Annotated in this window: 23 protein-coding genes; 4 read left to right on the forward strand and 19 right to left on the reverse strand. The window is 42.5% G+C overall.

Annotated features, from left to right (window positions below; translation table 11 throughout):
* Positions 1-8: 8 nt before the first annotated feature.
* From sufU to B1s21160_RS03475, 7 genes are read right to left on the reverse strand one after another with little or no spacing between them, the layout of a single operon-like run.
* Positions 9-443, reverse strand: a complete 435-nt coding sequence (gene sufU, locus B1s21160_RS03445; RefSeq protein ID WP_041887405.1) for a Fe-S cluster assembly sulfur transfer protein SufU — start codon at positions 441-443, stop codon at positions 9-11.
* A complete protein-coding gene (locus B1s21160_RS03450) occupies positions 443-1,690 on the reverse strand; it encodes an aminotransferase class V-fold PLP-dependent enzyme (RefSeq protein ID WP_095672439.1) in 1,248 nt (415 codons plus the stop codon). The genes sufU and B1s21160_RS03450 overlap by 1 nt, the downstream gene beginning before the upstream one ends.
* A gap of 3 nt (positions 1,691-1,693) precedes the next feature.
* Positions 1,694-2,446, reverse strand: a complete 753-nt coding sequence (sufC, locus tag B1s21160_RS03455) for a Fe-S cluster assembly ATPase SufC (protein WP_095672440.1) — start codon at positions 2,444-2,446, stop codon at positions 1,694-1,696.
* Between the two features lie 12 nt (positions 2,447-2,458).
* The gene (locus B1s21160_RS03460; protein WP_223297918.1) at positions 2,459-2,752 is read right to left on the reverse strand and encodes a non-heme iron oxygenase ferredoxin subunit; all 294 of its coding nucleotides are present in this window, start codon (positions 2,750-2,752) and stop codon (positions 2,459-2,461) included.
* 2 nt (positions 2,753-2,754) lie between these two features.
* Positions 2,755-3,840: a Fe-S cluster assembly protein SufD gene (gene sufD, locus B1s21160_RS03465; protein ID WP_041887409.1), complete on the reverse strand. Its 1,086-nt coding sequence runs from the start codon at positions 3,838-3,840 to the stop codon at positions 2,755-2,757.
* On the reverse strand, positions 3,840-5,252 hold the full coding sequence (sufB, locus tag B1s21160_RS03470; protein ID WP_041887411.1) for a Fe-S cluster assembly protein SufB: 1,413 nt from the start codon (positions 5,250-5,252) through the stop codon (positions 3,840-3,842). Before sufB ends, sufD begins: the two co-directional genes overlap by 1 nt.
* Entirely contained in the window at positions 5,252-5,935 is a 684-nt protein-coding gene (locus B1s21160_RS03475; RefSeq protein WP_223297919.1) for a helix-turn-helix transcriptional regulator, read from the reverse strand. The genes sufB and B1s21160_RS03475 overlap by 1 nt, the downstream gene beginning before the upstream one ends.
* A 122-nt stretch (positions 5,936-6,057) precedes the next feature.
* Between B1s21160_RS03475 and B1s21160_RS03480 the strand changes: the two genes are divergently transcribed.
* Genes B1s21160_RS03480 through B1s21160_RS03495 form a run of 4 tightly spaced genes read left to right on the forward strand, consistent with a single transcriptional unit; the run spans position 6,058 to position 11,612 of the window.
* Positions 6,058-6,960 (forward strand): COX15/CtaA family protein, encoded by a 903-nt coding sequence (locus B1s21160_RS03480; RefSeq protein ID WP_095672442.1) that lies wholly within the window; start codon positions 6,058-6,060, stop codon positions 6,958-6,960.
* Positions 6,957-9,023 carry a transketolase gene (gene tkt, locus B1s21160_RS03485; RefSeq protein WP_041887416.1) on the forward strand — a complete coding sequence of 689 codons (2,067 nt, stop codon included), beginning with the start codon at positions 6,957-6,959 and terminating at the stop codon, positions 9,021-9,023. Before B1s21160_RS03480 ends, tkt begins: the two co-directional genes overlap by 4 nt.
* A complete protein-coding gene (tal, locus tag B1s21160_RS03490; RefSeq protein WP_041887418.1) occupies positions 9,016-10,101 on the forward strand; it encodes a transaldolase in 1,086 nt (361 codons plus the stop codon). Before tkt ends, tal begins: the two co-directional genes overlap by 8 nt.
* Positions 10,098-11,612 carry a phosphoglucose isomerase-related protein gene (locus tag B1s21160_RS03495; protein WP_041887419.1) on the forward strand — a complete coding sequence of 505 codons (1,515 nt, stop codon included), beginning with the start codon at positions 10,098-10,100 and terminating at the stop codon, positions 11,610-11,612. Before tal ends, B1s21160_RS03495 begins: the two co-directional genes overlap by 4 nt.
* Here B1s21160_RS03495 and B1s21160_RS03500 read toward each other — a convergent pair.
* From B1s21160_RS03500 to coaE, 12 genes are all read right to left on the reverse strand, one after another.
* A complete protein-coding gene (locus B1s21160_RS03500; protein ID WP_041887420.1) occupies positions 11,609-11,950 on the reverse strand; it encodes an RNA polymerase-binding protein RbpA in 342 nt (113 codons plus the stop codon). The genes B1s21160_RS03495 and B1s21160_RS03500 overlap by 4 nt on opposite strands.
* Before the next feature lie 22 nt (positions 11,951-11,972).
* Positions 11,973-12,200 (reverse strand): preprotein translocase subunit SecG, encoded by a 228-nt coding sequence (secG, locus tag B1s21160_RS03505; protein ID WP_041887421.1) that lies wholly within the window; start codon positions 12,198-12,200, stop codon positions 11,973-11,975.
* 78 nt (positions 12,201-12,278) lie between these two features.
* Entirely contained in the window at positions 12,279-13,061 is a 783-nt protein-coding gene (gene tpiA / locus B1s21160_RS03510; RefSeq protein WP_041887422.1) for a triose-phosphate isomerase, read from the reverse strand.
* A gap of 12 nt (positions 13,062-13,073) precedes the next feature.
* Complete coding sequence (locus tag B1s21160_RS03515; RefSeq protein ID WP_041887423.1) at positions 13,074-14,258, reverse strand: phosphoglycerate kinase; 1,185 nt, start codon at positions 14,256-14,258, stop codon at positions 13,074-13,076.
* A 5-nt stretch (positions 14,259-14,263) separates the two neighbouring features.
* Positions 14,264-15,265 carry a type I glyceraldehyde-3-phosphate dehydrogenase gene (gene gap, locus B1s21160_RS03520; protein ID WP_041887424.1) on the reverse strand — a complete coding sequence of 334 codons (1,002 nt, stop codon included), beginning with the start codon at positions 15,263-15,265 and terminating at the stop codon, positions 14,264-14,266.
* 80 nt (positions 15,266-15,345) lie between these two features.
* Positions 15,346-16,323, reverse strand: coding sequence for a DNA-binding protein WhiA (whiA, locus tag B1s21160_RS03525; RefSeq protein WP_041887425.1), 978 nt, complete (start codon positions 16,321-16,323; stop codon positions 15,346-15,348).
* 40 nt (positions 16,324-16,363) lie between these two features.
* The gene (locus B1s21160_RS03530; RefSeq protein ID WP_095672443.1) at positions 16,364-17,296 is read right to left on the reverse strand and encodes a gluconeogenesis factor YvcK family protein; all 933 of its coding nucleotides are present in this window, start codon (positions 17,294-17,296) and stop codon (positions 16,364-16,366) included.
* Complete coding sequence (gene rapZ, locus B1s21160_RS03535) at positions 17,297-18,175, reverse strand: RNase adapter RapZ (RefSeq protein ID WP_041887427.1); 879 nt, start codon at positions 18,173-18,175, stop codon at positions 17,297-17,299.
* 21 nt (positions 18,176-18,196) lie between these two features.
* Positions 18,197-20,110, reverse strand: coding sequence for an excinuclease ABC subunit UvrC (gene uvrC, locus B1s21160_RS03540; protein WP_095672444.1), 1,914 nt, complete (start codon positions 20,108-20,110; stop codon positions 18,197-18,199).
* Positions 20,110-22,950 (reverse strand): excinuclease ABC subunit UvrA, encoded by a 2,841-nt coding sequence (gene uvrA, locus B1s21160_RS03545; RefSeq protein ID WP_041887429.1) that lies wholly within the window; start codon positions 22,948-22,950, stop codon positions 20,110-20,112. The genes uvrC and uvrA overlap by 1 nt, the downstream gene beginning before the upstream one ends.
* Positions 22,950-25,019 (reverse strand): excinuclease ABC subunit UvrB, encoded by a 2,070-nt coding sequence (uvrB, locus tag B1s21160_RS03550; protein ID WP_095672445.1) that lies wholly within the window; start codon positions 25,017-25,019, stop codon positions 22,950-22,952. Before uvrB ends, uvrA begins: the two co-directional genes overlap by 1 nt.
* Positions 25,019-25,615 carry a dephospho-CoA kinase gene (gene coaE / locus B1s21160_RS03555; protein WP_041887556.1) on the reverse strand — a complete coding sequence of 199 codons (597 nt, stop codon included), beginning with the start codon at positions 25,613-25,615 and terminating at the stop codon, positions 25,019-25,021. The genes uvrB and coaE overlap by 1 nt, the downstream gene beginning before the upstream one ends.
* Positions 25,616-25,623: the final 8 nt, after the last annotated feature.

The raw sequence follows: 25,623 nt of genomic DNA on the forward strand, positions 1-25,623 counted from the left end.
GTTAAATTCTACTTGATCAATTGAGTAGTCGCATCTTTAAATGCCATCCAGCCCAGCAAGGCACATTTAATCCGCGCCGGAAATTTAGATACCCCTGCAAAAGCCACACCATCTTCCAGTATTACTTCATCACCTTGTGACTGACCTTTACTTTGCATCAATTCGACAAATGCTCCAAGAATCTTTGTTGCCTCTTCATACCTTTTACCAATTAGAAGATCGCTCATAACTGAGGCACTTGCCATAGAGATCGAACACCCAACACCATCCCAAGATATATCTTTCACAATCCTCCCATCCATAATCAGATTCAATGTGATTTCATCCCCACAACTAGGGTTGTTATGGTGGACTTGAATATCTTTCTGCGCAGATAAACCCTTGTGGTGCGGTGATCGATAATGATCAAGGATTACCTCTTGGTATAGAGAATCTAGCTCCATTACTTACTCACCTTAAAATAATCCTTAATTTTAGAAACTGTATCAAGTAAGACCTTCACCTCATTTTCATCATTGTATAAATGGAATGAGGCTCTGGTAGTACCAACCAAATTTAACCTGCGCATCAAGGGCCAGGCACAGTGATGTCCGGTACGAACTGCAATTCCAAACTGATCCAAATATTGACCCACATCATGGGGGTGGACACCATCAACAGTAAAAGAGACAACTCCCCCACGATCTTTCATATCTACTGGGCCTACTACCTGAACACCTGAAATATTTTGCAAACCTGATATTAATTGTTTTGTTAAATCTTGCTCATGCTGAGCAACCTTATCCATCCCAATTTCACTTATGTAATCAATGGCTGCTGATAAACCAACTGCCTGAGCCATATTTGGCACTCCTGCTTCAAATTTGCGTGGCGCCTTCGCCCAGGTCGCACCCTGCATAGTTACTGAATCAACCATCGAGCCACCAAATAATGAAGGCTCTAATTGATCTAATAATTCAACTTTGCCCCATAAAACTCCAATACCAGTTGGACCCAAAACCTTATGACCAGAGAAAGCTAGGAAATCTACCTCTAATTTCTGCACATCAACCGCAAAATGTGGGGCGGATTGACAGGCATCTAGAACAACCACTGCTCCAACGGCATGGGCAGCTTTAGTTATTAGTGCCAGTGGCACAATAGTTCCTAGGACATTTGATTGGTGAGTTATTGCAACAATTTTGGTTTTCTTATTAATTAATTTGTCGATATCAGATAAATCTAATCTACCCTCATCGGTTATTTTAAACCAGGTTAATTTAGCGCCCACCCTTTTTGCCAATTGCTGCCAAGGGATCAAATTTGCATGATGCTCCATCTCAGAAACCACAATTTCATCCCCAGACTTGAGATGAAACTTTGATTCTGGATTGCCTAAAGAGTAAGCGATTAAATTTAAGGATTCCGTCGCACTTTTGGTGAAAATTACTTCATCACTTTTTGCACCAATGAATCTAGCAATATTCTCTCTTGCGCCCTCATACACCTCAGAGGCCTCTTCAGCCACTAAATGAGCACCCCTATGCACCGCAGCATTCTTGGTGCGATAGAAGTTGGCCTCTGCCTCTATAACTATCTCTGGCTTTTGAGAGGTTGCACCGCTATCCAAATATATTAATGTGTTTCCACCTCGCACCTTGCGCTTGAGGATAGGAAAATCATTCTTATGCCTGGAGAAATCAAGACTCATTATTTACGCAGTTATGTACTCTGCGTAACCTTTCTCCTCAAGCTTGTCGGCAAGCTCTGATCCGCCCTCTTCAACAATTTTTCCGTTAGCGAAAACATGGACAAAATCAGGCTTAATATATTTAAGGATCCGTGTGTAGTGAGTAATTAGCATTACTCCTAAATCAGAACTTTCCTTAATTCTATTTACACCCTCTGAAACAACACGAAGTGCATCAATATCTAAACCAGAGTCTGTCTCATCAAGAATTGCAATTTTGGGCCTCAATAATTCCATTTGTAATATTTCATGACGCTTCTTCTCGCCACCAGAAAAGCCTTCGTTCACATTTCTCTCTGAGAAAGCGGTATCAATCTCCAACGAAGACATCGCTGCCTTCACCTCTCCAACCCAAGTGCGAACCTTTGGGGCTTCACCTCGGATTGCTGTCACAGCAGTGCGTAGAAAATTTGATACCGATACACCAGGAATCTCTACCGGATATTGCATTGCTAAAAACAATCCAGCTTTTGCCCGCTCATCCACACTCATCTCTAATACATCAACACCATCTAAAGTTACTGATCCACCGGTAATTAGGTACTTGGGATGACCAGCTATGGAATATGCCAAAGTTGACTTACCAGATCCATTTGGCCCCATGATGGCGTGGGTTTCACCTGACTTAATAGTTAGGTCAACTCCGCGCAATATTTCCTTATTGCCAGACTCAATCACAACGCTAACCTCCAGATTTTTAATCTCTAATACGCTCATTACATTCTCCTCTTAGTTAGTTATCGTTAATTGATTGCCGTTACGTTTTACTTTGAAACTTTTCAAACTTTCAGTAGCCGGTGGAGTTAACGCCTCTCCAGTTCGCAGATCAAACTCCGCGCCATGAAGCCAGCACTCTATTTTTGTACCAGTAATTTCACCCTCAGATAATGAGGCTTCGGAATGGGTGCAGGTATCGGCAACAGCAAATACTTCATCGCCAACCTTTGCAACGCATACCGCCACTCCATCTACATCAATTGCAATCGGTTTACCCTCTACTAAAACCGAAAACTCCAACTCCATAATTACTGCCCCACCTTTGCTAACTCATCATCAATCCGTGACATTAACCGTTCCTCTAAACTTTCATTCTTCAATTTGCTGATAATTTCAGCAAAGAATCCACGGATTACTAATCTTCGAGCAATATCTGCCGGAATTCCGCGCGACTGTAAGTAGAAAAGCTGCTCATCATCAAAGCGACCGGTGGTACTTGCGTGCCCGGCGCCTACTATCTCTCCAGTCTCAATTTCAAGATTTGGAACAGAATCCGCTCTAGCTCCATCGGTCAATAACAAGTTGCGATTTAATTCATAGGTATCAGTTCCCTCAGCTACTTTATGGATGTATACATCACCAATCCATACAGTGCGTGCGGCATCGCCAGCAAGTGCTCCTTTGTAATTAACTCTAGATTTTGCGTTCGCCACACCATGATTGATGTGAATTCGATGCTCAAGATGTTGACCGTCAGTAGCGAAATAAATTCCGTATAAATCAGCAAACGCACCTGCACCAGTGAACTCAACCGTAGGATTTATTCGAACCACTGATCCGCCCACAGAAACGACATATGAAGTGAAGTGCGCATCCTTACCCAACACTGCATGGTGCTGAGCTAAATGCACTGCAGTGCGATCCCATTCCTGAAGAGATACAAAGTTTAGAGAGGCGCCAGATGCAAGTGATATTTCAATCTCCTCGCCAACAACCCCGCCCCCAACATTCTCAATAATTACGGTTGATTTGCTATTAACTCCTGCGCGAATAACCACTCGGCTAAGTTCTGGAGAATCTTTGCAGCCACGATTCAATATAATCGGTTCAGTTAGCTCTAAATCCTTAGCAATTGAAAGCACCAATACTTTTTCGATTTTCTCACGTATCCGATTAGTTATCAGATCATTGGATGCATAGGCTGGTGGATGATCTACAGCATTTGCAGTCACCAATGTGACGCCAGTCGGAAGTGAATTCATACCACTCAATGAAATTCGATCAGCAACCTGAGTTGTTAGATCATGTAATCCAACTAGCCGTTTTAGCGGTGTAAACCGCCAAGCTTCCTCGCGACCAGTTGGAGTTAGGTAATTAGTAGTTAATAAACTCACTAACCAACAGCACCTTCCATTTGCAGCTCAATTAACCGGTTTAATTCAAGTGCATACTCCATTGGCAATTCTTTAGCAATTGGTTCGATAAATCCTCGCACTATCATTGCCATTGCCTCATCCTCACCCAGTCCGCGAGACATCAGATAGAAGAGTTGATCATCGCTAACTTTAGAGACTGTCGCTTCATGACCCATAGAAACATCATCTTCTCTCACATCCACATATGGATATGTATCCGAACGAGAAATTGTGTCGACCAACAAAGCATCACATTTAACTGTGCTCTTTGAATGATGCGCTCCCTCTTCAACCTTTACCAAGCCACGATATGAGGTTCGTCCACCACCACGGGCAACTGATTTAGAAATAATTGTTGATGATGTGTATGGAGCCGCATGCACCATTTTGGCGCCAGCATCTTGGTGTTGGCCTTCACCAGCAAATGCAATCGATAATGTCTCACCCTTTGAATGGGGACCCATTAAAAATACCGCTGGATACTTCATGGTTACCTTTGAACCAATGTTGCCATCAATCCACTCCATGGTTGCACCCTCAGCACAGGTTGCCCGCTTGGTCACTAAGTTATAAACGTTGTTTGACCAGTTTTGAATTGTTGTGTAACGAACTCGAGCATTCTTTTTCACAATAATTTCAACAACAGCAGAGTGCAAAGAATCAGATGAGTAGATTGGCGCTGTACAGCCCTCAACATAATGGACGTAAGAACCTTCATCAGCAATAATCAAGGTCCGCTCAAACTGCCCCATATTCTCAGTATTAATTCGGAAATAAGCTTGCAAAGGAATATCAACCTTTACGCCTTTTGGCACATAGATAAAAGAGCCACCTGACCAAACAGCGGTATTTAAGGCGGCAAACTTGTTATCACCAACTGGGATAACAGTGCCGAAGTACTCTTTGAACATATCCTCATGTGTTCGCAGTGCAGTATCGGTATCTAAGAAAAGCACACCCTGCTTCTCAAGATCTTCCCGAATAGAGTGGTAAACCACCTCTGACTCATACTGGGCAGCTACTCCTGCAACCAATCGCTTTTTCTCAGCTTCTGGAATTCCCAGTCGATCATAGGTGTTTTTAATATCATCTGGCAGGTCTTCCCAAGAGGTTGCTTGTTTTTCGGTAGAGCGAACAAAGTACTTAATCGTGTCAAAGAAAATTCCACTTAAGTCTGATCCCCAACTTGGCATTGGCTTTTTATCAAAGAGATTTAAACCTTTTAGCCGAAGATCCAACATCCATTTTGGCTCACTTTTTTTAGCGGAAATATCTCTTACAACATCCTCGTTTAAGCCTCGTCTACTATTTGAACCCGCGTCAGTCTTATCCGCCCAACCGTACTCATACTTCCCAATACCATCTAACTCTGGGTGGGCAATCTGGGTCATTAGCGGACTCCTTCTTTGATTTTGGATTTAACTTGTGGGGAAATATTTGCTGGTACAAATGTGGTGCAAACTCCATCACCATGTGCGATTGTTGCAAGGCGTTGCACATGTGTTCCGAGTATTGCTGAGAACGCCGCGGTTTCTGCTTCGCAAAGCTGCGGATATTCAGCTGCCACATGAGCAATCGGACAATGGTGCTGACATATCTCTTCACCGTTCCCCATTTTGTCGGTGGTAGAGGCATATCCCTCTTTGCTCAAAAGTTTTGATAGCGCCTTAGTTTTTTCGGCGATTGATTTGCCGGACTTCTTTATCTGCTCACCTTTACGTTCAAAATCATCTGCTCTAGATTGGGCAAACTCATCTACCAGATGCGATCCATTCTTACTTGCCATAAATTTCAACGCAGCTACTGCTAAGTCATCATAGGAGTGCTCAAATTTTTCTCGACCATTATCAGTCATTACAAAAACTTTTGAAGGACGGCCTCGTCCACGAGAGTTAACTTGGTAGGGATCTTTTGGGGCTAATACCCCTTCGGCAATCAGCGAATCTAAATGACGCCTAACTCCAGCTGGTGTGATCGATAATTTATCTGACAAATCAGCAGCGGTCATTGGACCACCCTCAAGAATCACGCGGGCTACTTGATCCCGGGTTTTATCTGGCTCGTTCTTTTTCACAACATAATTGTTGCGTAATTCCAGAGCAAATGCCAACCCAGCCCTGCTCCGGCCCCTGTGAAATGCGCCCTACCTAGCAATCAATCAAGCCCGGATAAGTGGTGAACCAATAGGCTTAAATCATGTTGGCGGTAAAAGGATCAATCACTGCTCGGATTTATACCCTGTTGGTTTTCCTACAAGGGGCGTTAATCGTGACCGGCGGTGCGGTGAGGGTGACCGGCTCCGGGTTGGGATGCCCCACCTGGCCAGAGTGCACCCCTGGTTCCTACACCCCAGTACCAAATCAAGCTGAAGGACAGTTACATGCCTGGATTGAATTTGGCAACAGGTTATTAACCTTTGTTCTGCTCGTCACGGCGCTGGCAGTTTTTATCATTTCAGTGCGCGCCACTAAATTGGCGCCAGCTAAAAATAGGACCAGATTTCTTGCCTTGCTACAAATACTTGGAATTTTGGGCCAAGGAGTATTAGGCGGGATTACTGTTTTGACTGATCTGCATCCACTGCCTGTTGCCGGACATTTAATTCTGTCGATCTTTTTGGTAAGTGGTGCGATCTCACTGAGAAATGAGGTGATTGGGATTGAGAAGGAAATTCCATCTGGCCTCATCAAATTCCTGCTACCAATTTATATTTGGTTAACTTTGGCGGTAATAATAATTGGCACAATTGTCACTGGCAGCGGTCCGCATGCTGGCGATGAACAAGCACAGCGATTTGGCATAGATGCCAGAGTCATCTCTTGGTTGCACGCGGATTTTGTTATTGCGCTACTAATTCTATCCGCCTTGATGTACTTGATCGCCACACAAAACGGGCTAAAACTCTTAAGTAGGCGGATAGGATTTTTCCTACTGATTGCGACAGGCCAAGGCTCTATTGGGTATATCCAATACTTCACTGGCTTGCCAGAGGTTTTAGTGGCGGCTCATTTATTAGGTGCTACTTTAGTGTGGGGTAGCGCATGGTCCTTGATCAAGATGGCAAATTCTGGGTATAGATTGCAGAGATTAACTTCATGAAAATAGATCAGTGGCAGGAGCTTGATGACCAAGCGGTAGCAATTGCTCGTGCTTTGGCAATGGACTCGGTTCAAAAAGTAGGTAATGGCCACCCTGGGACCGCAATGTCACTCGCACCAGTTGCCTACACATTATTCCAGCGAATTCTCAAGCATGATCCGGCTAATCCCAATTGGATTGCGCGAGATAGATTTATTCTCTCCTGTGGCCACTCCTCCCTCACCCTTTATATACAACTGTATTTTTCTGGTTATGGAATAACTCTAGAAGATTTACAAAATTTCAGAACATTTGATTCATTAACGCCCGGCCATCCAGAGTATGGCCACACAATTGGTGTTGAAACTACAACTGGCCCACTAGGTCAAGGGGTAGCAAATGGTGTTGGCATGGCAATGGCGGCAAGGTATGAAAAAGGCATGCTAGATCCGCAAAATACCACCGATATTTTTGATCACAATATCTGGGTTCTATGTTCGGATGGAGATTTACAGGAGGGTGTAAGTGCTGAAGCATCTTCACTTGCTGGCACACAACAGTTAGGCAATCTAAAAGTTATTTATGATGACAATCGAATTTCAATTGAGGGTGACACCCAACTCGCTTTTACTGAAGATGTTTCAGCCCGATACCGTGCTTATGGATGGGATGTGATTGAAGTTGCTGCGAAAAGCGATGGTGATGTAGATCGAGATAAATTGGAAGCAGCCATGCTGGCAGCGGTAAAGGAAAGTACAAAACCAGTTTTGATCAGATTGCACACGGTTATCGCCTGGCCAGCACCAAATGCAAGTGGCACTGCAAAATCACATGGTTCTGCTTTAGGTGCTGAAGAGGTTGCGGCAACAAAACTAAAACTAGGGCTAGACCCAAACCAAACATTTATTGCACCAACTCAAGTAATTGATCATGTACGAAAGGTTAGAGACCGTGGCGCAGATCTGCATCGCCAATGGTTCTCCAAATTTACAACTTGGCAAAAATCTAATCCAATACAGAGTGAATTACTAAATAGATTAATTTCTAAGAAATTGCCTCAAGGCTGGGATAAAGATTTACCAATCTTCTCAAGTGAAAAGGAGGTGGCAACTAGAGCAGCCTCAGGAAAAGTAATTGCCGCCATCGCAAAAAGTTTGCCAGAATTTTGGGGTGGCTCAGCCGATCTTGCTGAAAGTAACAACACAACTATTGAAGATGGTGGATCTTTTCTCCCCACTTCCAGCAAAATGAGTAGCGCTAATCCCTATGGGCGAGTAGTACATTTTGGAATACGAGAACATGCCATGGGTGCAGTATTAAATGGTGCGGCATTGCACGGATTAATCAAACCATTTGCTGGCACTTTTTTAGTTTTTAGTGATTACATGAGAGGTGCGGTTCGTCTCTCTGCATTGATGCAGCTACCAGTGACATATGTGTGGACACATGACTCCATCGGTTTGGGCGAGGATGGGCCAACCCATCAACCAGTTGAACATTTAGCAGCATTAAGAGCTATCCCTGGCTTAGCTGTAGTTAGACCAGCTGATGCAAATGAGGTGAGTGTCTGCTGGCAGCGGATTATTAATGATGCTAAACCAGTGGGTTTGGCATTATCTCGACAGAATCTTTCAGTAATTGATCGAACAAAATATTCGCCAGCGATTGGTGCAAACAAGGGTGCATATGTTTTAGCTTATGGATCTGATTCAGCAAAAGATAAATGCGACCTGATTTTGATTGCAACCGGTTCTGAAGTATCACTTGCAATCGCGGCACGAGAGCAGCTAGCAACCGAAGGTATTAAAGCTAGGGTTGTGAGTGCACCCTCTATCGAATGGTTTATGAATCAACCAGAAAGTTATCGAAATGATGTGCTCCCTAAAAATTTAAGGGCTCGAGTCAGCATAGAAGCCGGGGTCGCTCAGCCTTGGTATCAATTTATTGGTGATGCTGGTGTTGCAGTCTCTCTTGAACACTTTGGAGCCTCTGCAAGTGCCTCTGTTTTATTCAAGGAGTTTGGTTTCACTGTAGAAAATATAGTTAAGGCAGCAAAGGAAAGTCTTCGTAAAGCAAATGGCTAATGCACTAGAACTAATCTCTCGGGCTGGTGTGGCTGTATGGCTGGATGATCTATCTCGACAAAGATTGAAAGAAAAATCATTAGAAAAACTCATCTCACAAGATTATGTTGTGGGAGTCACCACTAATCCAAGCATCTTTGCCGCTGCGATAGGTAACTCAGAGCTTTATCACGAAGATATATTGAATAATCAAAATCTATCTGTTGAGGATATTATTACTAAGTTGACTACTGATGATGTCCGAAACGCTTGCGACCTTTTTGAAAAAACCTATCTTGCAACTGGCAAATCAGATGGCAGGGTTTCGATTGAGGTAGATCCTAGATTTGCAAGAGATACCGATAAAACTATCTCACAAGGCAAACAACTGTGGCAGATAATTGATAGGCCTAACTTATTAATAAAAGTTCCTGCAACCGTTGAAGGCTTACCCGCTATCTCAGAGTTGATTGCACAAGGTATCAGCGTAAATGTCACATTGATTTTTTCTGTTGCGCGCTATAAACAAGTGTTAGCCGCGTATGCTGAAGGTATATCCAGACGGATTAACTCAAATAAATCTGTTAGTGATATTCATTCAGTAGCTTCATTTTTTATTAGCAGGATCGATACTGCAATCGATGCAAAACTTCCGGCAGAATCAGAACTTCGAGGTTGCGCTGCTATCGCCAATGCAGTCATGGCGTACCAGGCTTTTTTGTCCTTTCAAAACAGCAATGAGTGGCAGGCAATGGCAAATGTTGGTGCCAATATTCAGCGACCACTTTGGGCTTCCACCGGAGTCAAAGATCCCACTTATGATTCAACACGTTATGTAATGCAACTAGTTGCAAAACATACGGTGAACACAATGCCAGAATCCACCTTGAATGTGGTCAAGAAATCTGGGGTTTTTAACGGTGACACAATTACTCCGAACTTCTCTATGTCTAAATCAAAAATAGCAAAACTAGCACTATCTGGAATAGATATTAATAAGATCACTTATGACCTTGAATTAGATGGTGTTGCTAAATTCGAATCCTCCTGGTTAGAACTCATGAAGTCAGTTCATAGGATTGTTTTAGGTAACGCATGAAAATTTATGGGCCAGCTTTGGATAAAAATAGGTTGAGTATTCTTGAGGAGTTAAGACCAATCGCAAAACGTCTGGCGATCAAGGATGCAACAATTTGGGGAGCAAATACTGATGCCGCTTTCCGACTCAACTGGATCGACCTACCAAAGAGCTCAAGAGAATTACTCCCCCAACTAGATGCCCTATCTGCATGGAGTCGAAGCAAAAAATTAGATCAGGTTGTTTTATGTGGCATGGGTGGCTCATCCCTTGCTCCTGGGGTTATTACATCTACCTACAACAAACAGTTAACCATCATTGATACGACAAATCCTGATCAGATTATTGCTTCAATACCAAAAAATATATCTAAGGCAGTAATTGTGATTGGATCTAAATCTGGTGCAACTATAGAAACAAACTCTCATCTTAATTTCTTTGAAGACCTTTTAAAGAGAAATGGGTTAGATCCGAGTGAGCACATCGTTATTGTCACCGACTCTGGAACATCGCTGGATCAATCATCGCGGGAAAAGGGATATAGAGTTATAAATGCGGATGAAAATGTTGGTGGGCGATTTAGTGCCTTATCAGCCTTTGGATTAGTGCCAGCTGCACTCGCTGGTGTTGATATATCGATCATGTTAGATGACGCAGAGTCATTATCAAGAAGGCTAACTGCAGAGGATTCACCTGCGATAGCAATTGCAGCCATGTTATATACCAGCACTGATCAGGTCATAAATCTCTCTGACTACCAATCAACGCTTCCAGGGCTTTCTGATTGGATTGAACAATTGATTGCCGAGTCGACTGGCAAAAATCAACAAGGTCGCCTGCCAGTGGTAATAGATCATCCAGAGGATGCAATCGCTGGCTTATCAATTGGTTTTGCTAAAGGAGATTTCGATTTAGTAGTAGAGGGCACACTTGGCGAACAGTTCATCTTGTGGGAGTGGATTACCGCACTGCTTTGTTACCTGATTAAAGTTGACCCTTTTAATCAGCCTAATGTTAGTGAAGCTAAGGAAAGAACTGAATCAATTTTATCGTCGATCCGTGATAAAACTTTTGTGAAGCCAACGCCATCATATGAGGATGATGAGATTGCGATCTACTCAGATGAATCTTTCAACAATCTAACTGAATTTCTCAATCGAGATTGCCAGTATGTGGCAATTATGGCTTATTTAAACAAGGATACTGAGGATCAAATTCGTAGCCTTAGGGGATTGATTGCAAGCAAAATTAAGAAACCAGTGACTTTTGGCTGGGGTCCTAGATTTCTCCACTCAACTGGGCAAATTCACAAAGGCGGACAATTGAATGGAAGTTTCATTCAAATCACCTCAACACCGCAGCAAACTTTGGCGATACCTGGACACACTTTTGATTTTGGGGATCTAATTATGGCTCAAGCCTTAGGCGATGGCCTGGCGCTTAAGCAGCGAAAATTACCATTAATAAGAATTCATTTGAAAGATAGCAAAAAAGCAATTGAAAGATTTGTCAAAGATTTAAAGAGTTTTTAGTCTTCACCACGATGTTTTTTTAGGGCAATTTCTAAAATCTTGTTTGCTTCAGCTTCAGTTCTACGCTCTTTAACGTAAGCCAAATGTGTCTTGTAAGGCTCATTCTTCATAGGCATTGGTGGTTTATTTTTATCCTGACCTGCCGGAAACCCACATCTAGGACAATCCCATTCAACTGGAACTTCAACTGTTCCGTCCTCTGCAAATGATGGTTTGGTTTCATGCCCATTTGCACACCAGTATGAAACTCGAAAGCGAGCAATTGATTCACCACGCTCAGCCTCACCCATCGGTCCAGCACCGACACGACTTCCACGAATTGCACTACCACCGGCCATTTTTACTCCTTAGTCTCTAAATTTATTTCAATAACAAGCTAAGTGCTATCACTGATGCAAACCAAATACCGCCAACAACAATTGTTATTCGATCTAAATTCTTTTCTACCACTGAGGATCCGCCATAAGTAGACGAAATCCCGCCGCCAAATAGATCCGATAATCCAGAACCTTTTCCTTTGTGCAAAAGTACTAACACAATCATCAAAATGCTGGTCAAAATAAGAATAATTGTTAACGCTAAAGTCATTTACTCGCCTTCACCCTAAGGTCACTGATATTGCCCAAGGATACTATCTTTTGACACATATTCTCTAATTTACCCACACTATGCCTTGTTTAAAACCCGATGGAATTTAGAAATTCTTGCAAACTCCTCTGGATCTAACGAGGCACCTCCTACTAATGCGCCGTCCACATCTTCCTCTTTCATAATATCCAGAGTATTAATCGATTTCACTGACCCGCCATAAAGAATTCTGCAGTTTTCAGCTATCTCATCACTACCGATTTTCCTCAACTCCTTTCGAATTGCAGCACACACCTCTTGAGCATCCTCAGGAGTTGCGGTCTTGCCTGTTCCAATCGCCCAAACAGGTTCATAGGCAATTACAATCTTTTTCAAATCTGGTTTATGAAAACCTTTAAGACAATTTCTCAATTGTTCCAATACATGCCCAATATGATTTCCTGCATCACGAATCTCAAGCTCCTCACCGACACAAAGGATCGGTTTTAATTCATTAGCTAGAAGTGCTTTAATTTTTTTATTAACAAGCTCATCACTCTCTTTATGATTGGCACGGCGCTCACTATGACCTACCAAAACGTAGGTGCAACCTAATTTAGCAAGCATCGATCCAGATATATCACCAGTATGAGCACCTGATGCAGATGCAGACACATCTTGCGCTCCGTATAATAAACGTAGGCGATCACCATCAATTAATGTTTGAACTGATCTAAGATCGGTAAATGGTGGAATTATTACGATTTCAACCGCATCGTAATCTCGATCCTCAAGTGAGTAAGCTAATTTTTGGGTAACTGCAATCGCCTCTAGATGATTCAGGTTCATCTTCCAATTACCAGCAATCAAAGGTTTGCGCATGCTCTTCTTTCCCTAACTTATCGCCATTAGGCCAGGTAGTTCTTTTCCCTCAAGATACTCCAGAGATGCGCCACCACCTGTTGAAATATAGCCAAAATCCTGATCTTTAAATCCTAGTTTACGTACAGCAGCAGCTGAATCTCCCCCGCCGACCACACTGATTCCATCAATTTTGCTAAGGGCTTTTGCCACCACTCTTGTTCCATTTGAAAAATTCTCAAACTCAAACACTCCCATAGGACCATTCCAAAAAACTGTTTTACACTTGCCTAATTCCTCGGCAAAATAACGCGCACTATTGGGGCCAATATCTAATCCCATTTGATCCCTTGGTATTTCATCAGATGAAACTGTCATCGGATTAGATTCGGCATCAAACTCCTTGGCAACAACAATATCTGTGGGTAAAATTAGTTTTACTCCAAGCGCAGCTGCACGTTTCAATAAATCTTGCACAATCGGGATCAAATCCTTTTCGACTAATGACTTGCCTATTTCCTTGCCTTGAGCTGCCAAAAAAGTAAATACCATTCCACCTCCAATTGCAATTAAATCCACTTTATCAAGCAAATTTGAAATTACCCCTATTTTGTCCGAAACCTTTGCTCCGCCCAGAACTACTCCATAGGGACGTTTCGGATTAGTACTAAGACTTTCAAGTACCTGCACCTCAGCGCTGATTAAATCTCCAGCCGCATGAGGCATTAATTTCGCCAACTCAAAAACAGATGCATGCTTACGATGCACCGCTCCAAAGCCATCTGCGACATAGAGATGTCCATAGGTAGCTAGCTCAGCGGCCAAAGCATTTCGTTCAGACTCATCTTTACTGGTTTCCGCAGCCAGGAATCTGATATTTTCTATTAGCAATATCTGACCAGATTGCAATGAATCAGTTTTTTGTTTAATCCCGGTGATTTCTGGTGAAAAAGCTACATCTCTTTTTAGTAACTCACCAAGTCGTTTTGCAACTGGAGCAAGTGAGAAATTGCTCTTTTGATCTGCTTTTGGTCGACCAAGATGGGCAACGATTACAATTGAGCAGTTATTCGCTAACAGTTTTTTTATGGTACTTAAAGAGGCACGGATTCGACCATCATCTGTTATAACACCATCTTTAATTGGTACATTCAAGTCACACCGCAATACAACTCTTTTATTCTGTAGATCTAATTGCGAAAGTGTTTTGATCCCCATTTATATTATATAGATTTACCAATAAATTGAATCAGGTCGACCAATCTATTCGAGTATCCCCATTCATTGTCATACCAACCAACGACTTTTGCGGTACTACCAATTACCTTAGTTAAACCTGCATCGACTATGCATGAACTTGGATCAGTAACAATGTCGGCAGAAACTATTGGATCCTCGGTGTAGGTCATAAAACCTTTTAATGACCCATCACTTGCTTTCTTAAGGGCCGAGTTAATATCGGCCACAGTGACTTCTTTGGATAACTCCACTGTCAGATCAGTGGCAGAACCAGTTGGTACAGGAACTCTTAAGGCATAACCATCAAGTTTCCCCTTTAATTCGGGCAATACCAATGAGATTGCTTTTGCAGCTCCGGTAGAGGTTGGAATTATTGAAAGTGCCGCAGCTCGTGAGCGTCTAAGATCTTTATGCGGAAAGTCCAGGATGACTTGATCATTTGTATAAGCATGAATTGTGGTCATTAATCCACGAACAATTCCAAATTCATCATTTAGCACCTTCGCCATTGGCGCCAGACAATTTGTTGTGCAGGAGGCGTTTGAAATTATATTGTGTTTGCTTGAATCATATTTTTCATGATTCACACCCATAACGATTGTTATATCTTCATCAGTTGCTGGAGCAGAAATAATAACTTTTTTAGCGCCAGCTGCAATATGTTTTCTGGCATCTGCCGCTTTGGTAAATATTCCTGTTGATTCCACCACTACATCCACGCCCAACTTTCCCCACGGGATGTTGGCAGGATCACGTTCAGCGCTGACTGAAATAGTTTTGCCGCCCACGGTGATTGTGGAGTCAGTAAATGTCACTGGCTGTTTTAAACGTCCTAATATCGAGTCATACTTCAATAAATGAGCAAGGGTCGCATTGTCGGTCAGGTCATTTACACCAACTATTTCAAAATTTGCACCAGATTCAATTGCCGCCCGAAGAAAATTTCTACCGATTCTTCCAAAACCATTTACGCCAACCTTTATCATCTAATCCTCGCTCAATATCAGTAATATATTTAAATTGTCACAACTATGTGGGAACTAATCCTAGCAGTCATGCGTTATAGCTAGTTCAATAAATCAGGACTGATGCTTGCCTCAGTATCTGGTACTCCTAGTTCGCGTGCTCGCTTATCAGCCATTGCTAGTAACCGCCGAATTCTTCCCGCAATTGCATCTTTCGTCATTGGAGGTGATGCAAGTGAACCCAACTCTTCCAAACTTGCTTGCCCATGATTAACCCTGAGTTCACCTGCTTCTTTTAGATGATCTGGAATTTGTGGGCCAAGTATTTCCATTGCCCGCTGAACTCTTGCTGAAGCGGCGACTGCTGCTCTGGCAGAACGACGTAGGTTTGCATCATCAAAATTTGCTAAACGATTTGCAGTAGCTCTAACTTCGCGACGCATCCTTCGCTCTTCCCAAGCTAATACTGTTTCATGTGCTCCAAGTCGGGTCAGTAATGCACCAATCGCATCCCCATCTCTGATTACAACTCGATCGACACTTCGAACCTCTCGCGCCTTTGCAACAATTCCCAATCTGCGGGCTGCTCCTACTAGCGCTAACGCCGCCTCTGGTCCAGGGCAAGTTATTTCTAAGGCTGATGATCTGCCTGGTTCAGTTAACGAACCATGAGCGAGAAACGCACCGCGCCATGCCGCTTCAGAATCACAAATAGCAGCAGAGACCACCTGAGGTGGTAATCCTCTAATTGGTCTGTTGTTGGCATCTACCAATCCAGTTTGTCGAGCTAATGCATCGCCATCAACTAAAACTCGAACAATATATCGGCTGCCTTTACGAATTCCACTTGATGAAACTACCGATAGCTCGCTTTCATGGCCAAATACCTCTGATATGTCTTTTCGTAGGCGCCGCGCACTTTGTGCGGTATCTAACTCCACCTCAATAATTATTTTTCCAGCAGCTACATGCAATCCCCCTGCAAATCTAAGCAATGCAGATACCTCAGCTTTACGGCAGCAAGGCTTAGTTATAGAGAGTCTACTTAACTCATCTTTAACTGCTTCGGTCATTGCCATTTAATTTCCTCCGTAATTGATGGGATTATCTAAGCAGGTCTTAACCAAAAATGTGGCTGAAAGCAGAAATTAATTTATCGCGATCATGGTGGAAAGTTTGCACTTTATCTGCTAGGTCAAACGCCAACACTTTTCCACCACACTTAGCAACTAGGTCATTAAACCCTGTTTCTTTGTTATCTAGTGAATTATCAATTAAAGCAATATCAATTTTCAGATCAGGTATATGATCTAAAACCAACTGCAAGTGAGCCTCAAATGAAAAACCAGCAAATTCATCCGAAATATTCTTATCCGGCAGATTGAATATCATTATTTTTCGTCCTTTACTGGCGCGAATTTGATCTGCCTGTTCGGTGAACAGAAAATGAGGCATAACGCTAGAAAGCCAGGAGCCAGGTCCGATGGTAATCCAATCTGCTTCTTGCAACGCTTTACTTACCTCAGGAGTTGGTTTTGGTCGCTCTGGAATTAAACGCAGGTCGCTAACTTTGCCAGTTGCGGCTGCTACCTCTACTTGCCCTCGGACTACTGATGTGCCAGATGAATTAGTGAACTTAGCTTCTATATCTAGAGGCTCAAGTGCCATTGGCAGGACTCTTCCCACCACCTTAAGTAATTGTCCAACCCGATCTAATCCTTGAACTGGATCTTGATCACGATCCCAAAGGGCAGTAAGCAGCAAGTTTCCAATTGCGTGATTATCCATTTGGCCATTACTAGTAAATCGATATTGCATAATTTCAGCCCAACTCTTACCCCACTCATCATCTGCACATAGAGCCGCCAAAGCCATTCGCAGATCACCTGGCGGAAGTGAATTAAATTCAGCTCTTAGGCGACCCGAGGACCCGCCATTATCTGCCACCGTTACTACAGCGGTAACATTATTTGTCAGGGTCCGCATCGCTGCCAGTGTGGCTGCAAGTCCATGGCCACCGCCTAAACAAACTACCTTTGGCTTTGCGGCCATTTATATCTCTCTGCCTAAATCTCGATGTAACCCTTTAGTTTCTATTTTGTAATTAGAAAGTTTAGAACCTGCCGTTAATTTCGCTACCAACTCCTCGGTGATTGCGACGGAGCGATGTTTCCCACCAGTGCAACCAATGGCCAAAGTTAAATACCGTCTACCTTCTCCTATAAATCCAATAGCCATAGTTTCAAACAACGCTTGATACTTGCTTAAAAAATCCTGCACATTCTCACTCTTTAAAATCTCACTACTTACCGCCTTATCGAGTCCGGTGAGTGGGCGCAGCTGAGGATTCCAATGTGGATTTGCAATGAAGCGACAATCAACAACCAAATCTGCATCAATAGGGATTCCATACTTATAGCCAAAGGAGAGGATATTGACCCTTAAATCTGCATTTGAATCTTCAGTAAAATACTCATTAATCTTTTTTTCAAGTTGATGGATATTAAGTGAGGTGGAATCAATCACTAGATCAGCACTATCCTTAACTTCACGCAGTCGCTCTCGTTCTTTGGCTATCCCATCAAGAACTCGATCTGATCCTTGTAATGGGTGTGGCCGCCTAGTTGATTCAAATCGGCGAACTAGCACCTCATCTGCCGCGTCTACAAATAGTATCTTTCTTGAAACACCTTGATCCGCCAGTAGGGCCAATGATTTAGTTAGATCATTAAAAAATGCTCTCCCCCTTACATCTATGACTATCGCTATTCTTTTCATCGAGACATTTACTAGATCAATCAAATTTTCAAGTAGGGCTGGTGGCAAGTTATCTACAACATACCAACCTAGATCTTCCAAGGTATGAGCAATCGTGGATTTACCCGCGCCACTCATCCCGCTGATTACCAATATCTCGGTGTCACTTTTCATGCCTTTATCCTGCCCTGCATGTCAAGCATCTAAAATTTCACCCGTTTGCATATCTACCTTGGTTTCTGCTGAACCAAGTTTGATCTGATCTACAATTGATTTAGCCATCTTTTCACCGATCCCGGGCACAACTGCGATTTCTTCAATAGTTGCTGCCCTTAATGCGCTGACGGATCCGAAATGCGTTAACAAAGCTTTTCGTCGCACCTCACCAAGGCCATGTACCTCATCAAGCAGAGATTCAAGCATTACTTTGGATCTCTTACTTCTATGAAAATTAATGGCAAATCTATGTGCCTCATCTCTAATTTTCTGTAAAAGGTAAAGCGCCTCGCTATGACGTGGAAAAATGATTGGTTCACTGTTGTTGGGAAGCCAAACCTCTTCTAGCCGCTTTGATAAACCACAAAGGGCAACATCATTTATGCCAAGTTCCCTGAGCGCATTGGCGGCTGCATTGACTTGTCCTTTACCACCATCGACTACAACTAATTGTGGTGGGTAAGCAAATTTAGGACGACCACCGCCTTGAGCAGTGGTCTCAGATATATCAATATTTTTCTCATCTAAGTAACGCTTAAATCTCCTACTAATAACATGATGCATTGCTTTAGTGTCATCAAACTCAGACTCATCGGCAATAGAAAACCTACGATAATCACTTTTCTTTGGTTGCCCATCTTCAAAAACCACCATGGAAGCCACCATGCTTGTTCCCTGAATATTTGAAATATCAAAGCATTCGATTCGAAGTGGTAATTCAACAAGCTCTAATTGCTCAGCAATATCTGCTAGAGCTCCTCCACTAACTGCAGCATCATTAGCTCGTTTACTTAAGTATTGAATTAGTGCCTGATTAGCGTTTCGTTTAACCATTTGCACTAGCTCTAGTTTTTCACCTCTAGCAGGTTGAATGACACTAACGTTTTTGCCGCGTTTTTCACTTAGCCACTGTTCCAGAACTGAAACATCAGTAGGCAATTTGTCTACTAGAATTTCAGCCGGCGGGATAGCTTCTTCATATATCTTTGTCACTAAAGCGGAGATTATTGACTCTTCCTCTAATAAATTGGCTCTATCGATAATCCAAGATCTGGAGCCTGTAATTCTGCCAGCTGTAACCATAAATTGAGATAGAGCAGCATGTGTTATATCTTCATGAATAGATAAAACATCCGCATCGATGTTCTCATTTAAAAATCGATCTGTGGATTCAAAAGCCTTGTTTATTGCTTCCAGCTGGTCTCTTAATTTCGCCGCCTTTTCATACTCTTCGTCATTTGCTGCCGCTTGCATCTCTTTTTCAATTCTTATCGAAATCTCCTCTGGCGATTTTTCCAAGAATTGCACCATATCTTTTACCAATTTTTTGTGCTCTTCAATATTAACCCAGTCAACACATGGTGCTGCGCACTTTCCAATATCACCCAAAAGGCATTGGCGTTTGTTTCGTTTTGCCGTTTGAAAATTAGATTCACTACAAGTTCTTACTGGATATATTTTAATTAAAGTTTCAAAAGTGCTACGTAACGCCCAGGCATGCGAATAAGGACCAAAATATTTAACACCGGGCATTTTTTTGGATCGAGATATGAATAATCTCGGGTAATCTGCTGATAGGTCAATCGCTAGATATGGATACGATTTGTCATCTTTAAACTGCACATTGAAATCTGGGCTGTATTGCTTAATCCAAGTAAATTCAAGTTGCAGTGCCTCGACTTCAGTATTAACCACAACCCAATCAACCCGATTAGCAGTGTTGACCATTCGTCTGGTTTTGATTTGTAAATTACTACCAAAATAAGAATTAAGTCGGTTTTTAATATTCTTGGCCTTGCCTACATAAATTACTTTGTCATCTTTATCAAAGAAGCGATAGACCCCAGGTTCAGTTGGTAAATTGCTAGGGCGATAACTCTTTGGATCTGCCATTACTTTTTCAAACTGCCTGCTAGAAATTTTCCGGTATAGCTTTTGGTATTCTTTACAATCTCTTCTGGTCTACCTTCGGCAACAACTAACCCACCACCAGAACCACCCTCTGGACCAAGATCAATCACCCAATCAGCACACTTAATTACATCCAAATTGTGCTCAATTACTACGACTGTGTTGCCGGTATCAACTAATCTATTAAGAACTAGAAGCAATTTTCTCACATCTTCAAAGTGCAAACCAGTTGTAGGTTCATCAAGCACATAAATGGTTCGTCCAGTTGATCTGCGCTGAAGTTCAGTTGCGAGTTTCACCCGCTGTGCCTCACCGCCAGAAAGTGTGGGAGCTGATTGACCAAGCCTCACATACCCGAGCCCCACATCACAAAGGGTTTTTAGAAATCTGGCAATTGCTGGAACAGATTCAAAGAAACTATTAGCCTCTTCAATCGACATATCTAATACTTGGGCAATTGTTTTACTCTTGTAATGCACTTCTAAAGTTTCCCGATTGTACCTAGCACCATGGCAAACTTCACAAGGTACGTAAACATCAGGCAAGAAATTCATTTCAATGGTGATAGTTCCATCACCAGCACAGTTTTCACACCGGCCGCCTTTCACATTGAACGAGAATCGCCCTTGTTGATATCCGCGAACCTTTGCTTCACTAGTTTCGGCGAATAATGCTCTTACTTTGTCAAATACTCCGGTATAGGTGGCTGGGTTTGACCGTGGAGTTCTGCCAATTGGTGATTGATCAACATGGACAACTTTATCTAACTGGTCTAAACCAGTAATTGTACGATGTCTACCTGGAACAATTCTTGCTCCATTCAGTTTATTTGCTAGAACTGAATATAATATGTCATTCACGAGTGTAGATTTTCCAGATCCGCTGACACCAGTAACAGCGACAAAGACTGATAATGGAAAAGTAACATCAATATCTTGTAAATTATTTTCCTTAGCGGATTTAACTGTTACCGATTTTTTTACATCTATTGGTCGTCGTTTTTTAGGAACCGCAATTACGGATTTGCCCGACAGATATGCACCAGTTATTGATTCTTTATTTGCAATCAATTCTTCATAGCTTCCAGATGAAACTACTTTCCCACCATGCTCACCCGCGCCTGGACCGATATCTACGATCCAATCCGCAGTTCTGATTGTCTCCTCGTCATGCTCAACAACAATTAATGTATTTCCTAAGTCTCTTAACTTAGTTAATGTTTCAATTAACTTCCGATTATCTCGTTGATGCAAGCCAATACTCGGTTCATCCAAAACATATAAAACACCAGTCAGTCCAGACCCGATTTGTGTTGCCAGCCTAATTCGCTGTGCTTCGCCACCAGATAATGTTGCGGCTGGCCTTGAAAGAGATAAGTAATCCAATCCCACATCTAATAGGAATCCAAGTCTTGCGTGCACCTCCTTCAGTACTCGTTCGGCAATTTTCTTTTGACGTGCCGAAAGTGAAATTTCCTTTAAGAACTTTGCACATTCTGATATTGAAAACTCACAAATTTGAGCAATGTTTTTACCACCTAAGGTCACTGCCAAAACTTCAGGTTTTAATCTACTTCCACTACAAACCGGGCAAGGGGTCTGCCGCATATATGACTCATATTTCTCACGGCTATAATCACTATCAGTTTCACTGTGCTTGCGTTGGATAAATGAAACCACACCTTCAAATCCAGTTGAGTAATTGCGAACTCTGCCATATCGATTCTTATATTTAACATGAACCTCGTATTCGTAGCCATATAAGAGGGCACTCTTCGCCTTTTCAGACAATTTCTTCCACGGGGTGTCCAAGGAAAATTTCACATCGGTGGCAAGGGCTTCAACAAGTCGCAAAAAGTACTCGGAAGATTGCCGAGAACCCCATGGCGCAATCGCACCTTCATTAATCGAAATAGAGTCATCGGGAATTACTAACTCTTGATCAACCTCCAGCTTGGTCCCAATTCCCGTGCATTCTGGGCATGCTCCAAAAGGCGAGTTAAATGAAAAGGAACGAGGCTCAAGCTCCTCAAATGACAATTCACAATCATGACAGGCCATGTGTTCACTGAAGGTTTTTTCTTTGTCGGGTGTGCCAACTTTGGTATCCACAAAATCAAGAATCACTAAACCGTTTGCTAGCCTCAGAGCCGTTTCAATGGAGTCGGTAATTCTAGATTTACTCTCAGGCTTAACGCTAAGGCGATCAATAACTACCTCTACCGTGTGTTTTTCCTGTTTCTTAAGTTTTGGGACTTCAGATATTTGATAAACGGTGCCATCAACTCGCACTCTTGAATAACCCTGCGTTGTGTAATCTTTGAAAAGGTCGGCAAACTCACCTTTTCTTGCCCTGATAACTGGGGCCAAAACCTGAAATTTACTACCCTCCTGCATTTGCAAGATTTGATCCACAATATTTTGGGGGGTCTGCTTTGCTATTTCTTTACCGCACTTAGGACAGTGGGGCTTTCCCGCTCTAGCAAAAAGTAATCTTAAGTAGTCATAGACCTCAGTAATTGTGCCCACAGTTGATCGTGGATTTCGATTGGTCGATTTTTGGTCGATAGATACGGCTGGCGAGAGCCCTTCAATGAAATCTACATCTGGTTTATCCATCTGACCCAAAAATTGCCGAGCATAAGCAGATAAGGATTCAACATATCGTCGCTGCCCTTCGGCGAAAATTGTGTCAAACGCCAAGGAAGATTTACCAGAGCCAGATAATCCAGTAAAGACAATTAGAGCGTTTCTTGGCATATCCAAAGAAACATTTTTTAAGTTGTGCTCTCTCGCACCACGCACTATTAAGCGATCATTCACTAGTTGCCTGCCTCCTGCATTCCTTTTAATTCCCGCTTCAGCTCTCGAATCTCATCTCGAAGTCTTGCGGCGAGTTCAAAACTTAATTCTGATGCTGCTAGCTTCATTTGTTCCGTTAGTGACTCGATTAAAGCCATTAGTTCTTGACGAGGTAGGGAGTGAGCGTTTTTACTATATACACCACTAGTAAATCCGATTTTCTTACTTTTCGCTGCTAAATCCTCTGTGTCATCCACCTCTTTTGTAATGAGATCCGTAATGTCCGCAATCTTTTTTCGTAGCGGCGTAGGGTCGATTCCATGTTCGGTGTTGTAGGCCACTTGTTTTGCGCGCCTGCGATTGGTCTCATCTATCGCATTTGTCATTGACTTGGTCATATTGGCTGCATACATATGAACTTCTCCGGAAACATTTCGTGCCGCTCTACCAATTGTTTGAATTAATGAGGTGGTTGACCTTAAGAATCCCTCTTTGTCGGCATCTAAAATTGCAACCAAGGAAACTTCGGGTAAATCTAATCCTTCACGCAAAAGATTAATCCCTATCAATACATCATATTCACCACTTCGAAGCTCTCTTAATAACTCAACTCGCCTTAAAGTATCTACCTCTGAATGCAGGTACCTAACCCGCACGCCTAGCCCCAACATATAATCAGTTAAATCCTCTGACATTTTTTTAGTGAGTGTTGTTACTAAAACTCGTTCGTTCTTCTCTGCTCGAATTCGGATCTCATTAACTAGATCATCAATCTGACCCTTAATCGGTTTAACGACGATCTTTGGATCTACCAATCCAGTAGGGCGTATAACCTGTTCAACTACATCATTATTTGTTTTTTCCAATTCATACTTGCCTGGCGTAGCAGAGAGATAAACCTTCTGACCGCATCTTTCCAGGAATTCGGTGAACTTGAGCGGACGATTATCCATGGCACTTGGCAAGCGAAACCCGTGTTCTACCAATGTTCGTTTACGCGCGGCATCACCTTCGTGCATTGCGCCAATCTGGGGCACGGTCACATGAGATTCATCAATTACTACGAGAAAATCTTCTGGAAAATAATCAAGCAAACAGTTCGGAGCCGAACCAGCTGCTCTGCCATCTAGGTGTCTAGAATAATTCTCAATACCTGAACAAAAACCTAGTTGTTTCATCATCTCAATATCAAAGGTTGTACGCATTCTTATCCTCTGAGCCTCAAGCAATTTACCAGCACGCTCAAATTCATCAATTCGTTTCTCAAGATCAACTTCAATTTCATTAATTGCCCGCTCCATGGTTTCAGGTCCTGCTGCATAGTGTGTAGCAGGAAATACATACATCTCACTTTCATCACGAACTATTTCGCCAGTTAGCGGATGTAGGGTCATTATTTTTTCAATCTCATCTCCAAACATTTCAATACGCAGCGCCAGCTCCTCATACATTGGAATAATCTCGATAGTGTCACCTCTAACCCTAAAAGTGCCTCGCTCAAATGCCATGTCATTTCGTTTGTATTGAATATCAACAAACTTTCGTAAAAGTTGATTGCGATCTATCGAATCGCCAACTTTTAATCGGACCATACGATCTACATACTCTTGTGGTGTGCCTAACCCATATATACAAGAAACGGTTGCGACAACAATTACATCTCTTCTGGTAAGCAATGAATTTGTGGCTGAGTGCCTTAAACGCTCGACCTCATCATTAACCGATGAATCTTTTTCGATAAATGTATCGGTTTGGGGCACATATGCTTCTGGCTGGTAGTAGTCGTAATAGGATACAAAATACTCAACTGCATTTTTTGGTAGTAGCTCTTTAAATTCGTTTGCCAATTGAGCAGCCAGCGTTTTATTTGGCGCGATTACAAGCGTTGGCCTTTGTACCTGCTCAATTAACCATGCAGTCGTTGCAGATTTTCCAGTACCGGTCGCCCCTAAAAGCACGACATCTTGCTCACCTTTTGCGAGCCTATCGACCAGATTTGCAATCGCAGAGGGTTGGTCTCCTGAAGGTATGTAATCACTTATTACTTTGAAGGGCTCCACCCTTCGAGTTAAATCAGATACTGGTCTCATCAATGGCCCTTGTTTTTGCTCTTCAAAATCTCCCAAATTTTCTCAACCTGATCACGCAACTCTGATTCACTTTTTTCATTCACTATTACGTTGTCAGCGATAGATTCCCGCTCATAATCAGTGGCCTGCGCCAGCATTCTTTGTTGGATCTGATGGAGAGTAAGACCCTTCTTTGTCAACCTTTGAGATCTAATCGCTTCATCTGCTGACACAGTTATTATGTGGTCAAATTTATAATTGTTTTTTGATTCAATCAGTAAGGGTATTTGATTTATAACGATGCTATTTTCATCTGCAGCTTCTACTGCTTCCGTAAATGCTTTTCTTATCAACGGATGTGTTATTTGCTCAAGTAAAGCTCGTTTTTCAGCATCCTTAAAAACCAGTGCAGCTAAGGATGTACGATCGAGATCACCATTTTTGAGTACACCGTCACCAAAGGCTGCTACAACCTGATCAAAACCATTACTGCCACGTTCGACAACTTCTCGCGCCAGTTGATCGGAATCAATTACTACAGCACCAAGATCTGCAAACATTTGCCCAACCATGCTTTTGCCAGATCCGATTCCGCCAGTGAGTGCAACGATTAACATGAGTTAAA

Origin of the sequence: Candidatus Nanopelagicus hibericus, from assembly GCF_002288005.1 — a bacterium.
GTDB classification, from domain to species: Bacteria; Actinomycetota; Actinomycetes; order Nanopelagicales; family Nanopelagicaceae; genus Nanopelagicus; species Nanopelagicus hibericus.

Excerpts from the sequence above, each read along its gene's own strand:
- tkt (WP_041887416.1), top strand. The coding sequence starts at position 6,957 with ATGAAAATAGATCAGTGGCAGGAGCTTGATGACCAAGCGGTAGCAATT.
- coaE (WP_041887556.1), bottom strand. The coding sequence starts at position 25,615 with ATGTTAATCGTTGCACTCACTGGCGGAATCGGATCTGGCAAAAGCATG.
- gap (WP_041887424.1), bottom strand. The coding sequence starts at position 15,265 with ATGATAAAGGTTGGCGTAAATGGTTTTGGAAGAATCGGTAGAAATTTT.
- B1s21160_RS03480 (WP_095672442.1), top strand. The coding sequence starts at position 6,058 with ATGTTGGCGGTAAAAGGATCAATCACTGCTCGGATTTATACCCTGTTG.
- sufB (WP_041887411.1), bottom strand. The coding sequence starts at position 5,252 with ATGACCCAGATTGCCCACCCAGAGTTAGATGGTATTGGGAAGTATGAG.
- rapZ (WP_041887427.1), bottom strand. The coding sequence starts at position 18,175 with ATGAAAAGTGACACCGAGATATTGGTAATCAGCGGGATGAGTGGCGCG.
- B1s21160_RS03530 (WP_095672443.1), bottom strand. The coding sequence starts at position 17,296 with ATGGCCGCAAAGCCAAAGGTAGTTTGTTTAGGCGGTGGCCATGGACTT.
- B1s21160_RS03460 (WP_223297918.1), bottom strand. The coding sequence starts at position 2,752 with ATGGAGTTGGAGTTTTCGGTTTTAGTAGAGGGTAAACCGATTGCAATT.
- B1s21160_RS03500 (WP_041887420.1), bottom strand. The coding sequence starts at position 11,950 with ATGGCCGGTGGTAGTGCAATTCGTGGAAGTCGTGTCGGTGCTGGACCG.
- B1s21160_RS03450 (WP_095672439.1), bottom strand. The coding sequence starts at position 1,690 with ATGAGTCTTGATTTCTCCAGGCATAAGAATGATTTTCCTATCCTCAAG.
- sufC (WP_095672440.1), bottom strand. The coding sequence starts at position 2,446 with ATGAGCGTATTAGAGATTAAAAATCTGGAGGTTAGCGTTGTGATTGAG.
- uvrC (WP_095672444.1), bottom strand. The coding sequence starts at position 20,110 with ATGGCAGATCCAAAGAGTTATCGCCCTAGCAATTTACCAACTGAACCT.
- tpiA (WP_041887422.1), bottom strand. The coding sequence starts at position 13,061 with ATGCGCAAACCTTTGATTGCTGGTAATTGGAAGATGAACCTGAATCAT.
- tal (WP_041887418.1), top strand. The coding sequence starts at position 9,016 with ATGGCTAATGCACTAGAACTAATCTCTCGGGCTGGTGTGGCTGTATGG.
- secG (WP_041887421.1), bottom strand. The coding sequence starts at position 12,200 with ATGACTTTAGCGTTAACAATTATTCTTATTTTGACCAGCATTTTGATG.
- B1s21160_RS03515 (WP_041887423.1), bottom strand. The coding sequence starts at position 14,258 with ATGGGGATCAAAACACTTTCGCAATTAGATCTACAGAATAAAAGAGTT.
- B1s21160_RS03495 (WP_041887419.1), top strand. The coding sequence starts at position 10,098 with ATGAAAATTTATGGGCCAGCTTTGGATAAAAATAGGTTGAGTATTCTT.
- uvrB (WP_095672445.1), bottom strand. The coding sequence starts at position 25,019 with ATGAGACCAGTATCTGATTTAACTCGAAGGGTGGAGCCCTTCAAAGTA.
- whiA (WP_041887425.1), bottom strand. The coding sequence starts at position 16,323 with ATGGCAATGACCGAAGCAGTTAAAGATGAGTTAAGTAGACTCTCTATA.
- sufU (WP_041887405.1), bottom strand. The coding sequence starts at position 443 with ATGGAGCTAGATTCTCTATACCAAGAGGTAATCCTTGATCATTATCGA.